Source organism: Rhodococcus sp. BS-15, assembly GCF_000813105.1.
In the GTDB taxonomy this organism is placed as follows: domain Bacteria; phylum Actinomycetota; class Actinomycetes; order Mycobacteriales; family Mycobacteriaceae; genus Rhodococcoides.
This window is the reverse complement of record NZ_BAOX01000399.1, coordinates 1-3,500: the sequence shown is the minus strand read 5'-3', so window position 1 is coordinate 3,500 and position 3,500 is coordinate 1. Positions and strand designations below refer to the sequence as shown.

The 3,500-nt window shown below is 67.0% G+C and carries 1 protein-coding gene and 3 pseudogenes; 1 reads left to right on the top strand and 3 read right to left on the bottom strand.

Annotation, left to right across the window (positions count from 1 at the left end; genetic code table 11):
* Nucleotides 1-204: pseudogene (locus tag RHBS_RS29860) on the bottom strand (cysteine--1-D-myo-inosityl 2-amino-2-deoxy-alpha-D-glucopyranoside ligase); the annotation flags it as partial.
* On the opposite strand from RHBS_RS29860, the pseudogene RHBS_RS25720 reads away from it, so the two are divergent.
* A pseudogene (locus RHBS_RS25720) lies at nt 140-367 on the top strand (cysteine--1-D-myo-inosityl 2-amino-2-deoxy-alpha-D-glucopyranoside ligase); the annotation flags it as partial. The pseudogenes RHBS_RS29860 and RHBS_RS25720 sit on opposite strands and share 65 nt — an antisense overlap.
* Before the next feature lie 12 nt (nt 368-379).
* Here the strand turns inward: RHBS_RS25720 and RHBS_RS25715 are convergent.
* Nucleotides 380-1,618: a DUF2399 domain-containing protein gene (locus RHBS_RS25715; RefSeq protein WP_237669723.1), complete on the bottom strand. Its 1,239-nt coding sequence runs from the start codon at nt 1,616-1,618 to the stop codon at nt 380-382.
* Nucleotides 1,608-3,500: pseudogene (locus RHBS_RS25710) on the bottom strand (SbcC/MukB-like Walker B domain-containing protein); the annotation flags it as partial. The pseudogene RHBS_RS25710 and the gene RHBS_RS25715, both read right to left, overlap by 11 nt.

Genomic DNA, 3,500 nt, shown 5'->3' with positions numbered 1-3,500 from the left:
CGCATCCGATCCGCCGCGTTCGACTGCGAAACTCGCCCACGCGTCGAGCGCATCGAGGGCCTTGGGGGGTGTCCAGATCATCGGCCGATGCTGCCGCAACCGATTGATCACATCCTCGGCCGACGCCGCGCTCTCGTAGCGCCGTCGCCTGTGGCGCCGGGCGGCGGCGCTCGAGAGCGCGGCGTCGGCCGAGGATGTGATCAATCGGTTGCGGCAGCATCTGGCCGATGATCTGGACACCCCCAAGGCCCTCGATGCGCTCGACGCGTGGGCGAGTTTCGCAGTCGAACGCGGCGGATCGGATGCGGGCGCACCCCGTGCCTTCGCCGATGCGGTCGACGCGTTGCTCGGCGTGCCGCTGCGCTGATCGTTCCCCGACCTAGGTCGCAGGTCCCAGCCGCAGATCGGTCAGCAGATCCGGGATCAGCCGTTCTTCCATCACGGCTCGGCCCGAGTCGCGCAGGGCGGCAGCCAGTTCCGGGTCCCACGGACTGTCCGTCGGATGACCTTTCAGTGGTTCGGAATTCCGTGCATCGAGCGCGTGCCGGTAGGAGTCGACGTCCATGCGCCACGGCGAGGCGTCGTATCGGGAGATGGCTCGGGCCACCATGTGCACTCCGGCCCAGTCGAAATCGGCACGCCAGCGGATGGTGGTGCCGGGCGCGCGTGAGCCCAGCAGCCGGTGGACAGCGGCGGAGGGCTGACCGTCGGTGCAGATCAGGCTCGCGCAGTTCGAACCGAGGGTGCGGGCTGCCGCGGCGAGCACGGCCACGTTCTCGCAGACGAACACCGTGGACGAGCTGTTGGTGAGCGGGCCGCGCGAGAGCATGTCCACGGTGACGGGGAAGGGGATGCCCTCCTCAGCTGCATCGTTGAGCCAACGAGCCACCGTGTGGGTTTCGTCGACGCGGTAGCCGAGTACCAACACCCGGCTGGACACTGCGTCGACCGACACGCCAGCGGTCTCCCACAACGCCCTGATGCCGACCGGATCGACGGGTCGAGGGACGTTCTCGCGCAACGACAATGCGTCGAGGACGAGTTTCGGGGCACCTCCGCCCGAGAGCGCCTTCGTATCACCGCAGGCCAGTTCCGCGAGCTCGGTCAGCGACATCCCGTCCACCGGAAGCAGCGCCAGGACCTGTGTCGCCACCGCGAGCGCATCGACGGCGACGCGGCCCCCGAGCGTGCCGTCCTGATTGAGCAACGACGCGATCCAGTGCTCGATCCACTCGCGATCGGTACCGCCACCGAGAACCTCCCTGGCCCGATCGAGTGCATCCGCGCGGATCTGAGCCTTGTCGGCAGCGATTTTCTTCTTGTCCTGCAGCGGGGCCTGCAGAGTGAGGGTGTCGATCAGTCCGAGGCCACCGTTGAGCGGATGGCTCAGCCACGCGTCGAACCGCTCGAGGTCGAGCCTGGTGCTGCGCGCCCGAGAATGCAGACTGGAGTTGGACCGAGAGATCGCGCTGCACAGACGCCACAGCTCCGGGGCGTCGCTCAGGTCGACGGTGATGTTGCCGCCGACACGAAGCCAGTTGGATTCCAACTTCTTTCGTGCCGCATCGAGCAGTGCAGCCAATTCGACGCTGCCTCGCCATTCGCTGTTACCGGTCAAACTCCAGCCCACCTTCGGTTCGGGTCGGCACACGGCGCGTCAGCGGTGACCCGAGCGCGGCAGCGAGGTCGGTACCGTCGTGCTCGGCGAACAGTTCTCCGTTCTCCCACACCAGAAGAGCTGCGCTGACGGTGTTCTCGGCTGTCGAATGCGCCAGGTCGTAGTGCGCGCAGCCGGGGACGTCCCCGTAGGTGATCCACAGGTCGTATCCGGTCATGAACAGATCGAGATCGAATTGCACACTGAGGCCGAGCAGTTCGCTGCGGCCGTTGTCGTCGACTCCGGCGAACGCCTCGTCCAGCGCGAGCAGTCGGGGTGAATGTGGATCGGCGGACGAGAGCATCACGTGCGCAGCGGCGAACAGTGGCAGGTGCAGCGACACCGATTGCTCACCGCCCGAGAGCGCACTGTGGCGTGCGACGGTGAGACGATCCTCGTTGCCGTCGCCGCTGATGAGCGTGAAGGCGAACACGCGCCAGCGGCGATAGTCCAGTGTCGTGGACAGGATCTCGGGGTAGGACCGTTCCGGGTGTGCCGCGCGAGCGATCCTGATCTCCGACGCGAAGTGGGCTCGCATCGCGGCCAGATCGTCCTGGTTCAACGCCGAGGCGTCGCGATCGAGCAGTTTGGACACCGCCCGGGCCCCGTCGTCGAGGTTGTCCGCGAGCACCCAGTGCACACCGATCGTGTTGCCCGAGGACATGCGGCGCTGCTTCATCTCGGCGGACATCTGCGCGATCAGCTCGCGTGCGTCGACGGTGCGCTCGTGAATCTGCTGCGCCAGGCCGGTCAGCAGTGCATCTTCGAGAATTCGTCGCTCCTGCTCGGTCAGTAGCAACTCCTGATCGGCCCTCGCGGCACCGATTCGGTCGGCGAAGTCTCCGACCGACGAGTAGCCCTGCTCGTCCTGAACGCGGACCACGGTCAAACCGTCCGGCGCATCCCACTGCAGGCGGTAGTCCTGACCCGATGCGGCGAGTTGCGAGTCGAACTCCTGCAGCGCACTCGTCAGCGCCGTCCGGGTCGACTTTCGGCTCGAGTCACTGACTTTCACCGCCGCCGTCGCCGCGTCGAGGGCCGAATGCAGCGCGCGCACCACGGGCGGAAGTACCGGAACCTCGTCGTCGGGACCCTCGGCCTGCTGGACTCGATAGAGAATCTGCTCCACGCTCAGCCACGCCGAGTCGCTCGCCGGCCAGGCGTACGCCTCGTGGACGCCGAGGATGCCGAGTAGGTCCTTGCGAGCGTAGGGCGCGAGTCGCACGGCGTCGCCCAGGGTTTCGGTGACGGCACCGCGCAGGCTTTCGAGCGCTGTGTTGCAGGCACCCTCGGCCTTGCCGATCGCTTCGCCTGCTTCCTTGTCCGCTTTACGCGCGGCCCGCTGCTCGGCGCGGCATTTCTCGATGCGTTCGCGCGCGTTCTCGAGATCGGTGTCGATCTGTTCGGCGGTGGCACCGAGCTTCTCGCTCAGGAGCTCGAGGCGTTGGACCTGCTGTCGATAGTTCTCGTCGGCTATGGCGGCTTCCTCGGCGAGCTCCTCGGCCAGGCCACTTGCTTCTTCGAGTCGGTTGGTTGCTTCGCGGGCGCGTTCTGCCTCGCGTGTGTGATCGCCGCGCTTGCGGATCACCACCGAGCCTGGTGCTCGAAATGCCGAATCGCCGCGGCGAGGGCATCGATGTCTCGACCGATGTGTGGGGTGCGATGAGCCACGGCGGCGGTGCGCAGCTGTTTCTCTTTCGCGGACAGGTCTGCGATCGCCTGGTCGAATTCACGGTCGGCCGCTGCGGACCCCTCCTTCGAGGTGCGCAGCGCCCCGGCGGCGGCGGTGACCGCGCGTTGCGCTTTCACGATGGCCGAGACTCGCGGGAGTTGCTTGGCGGCA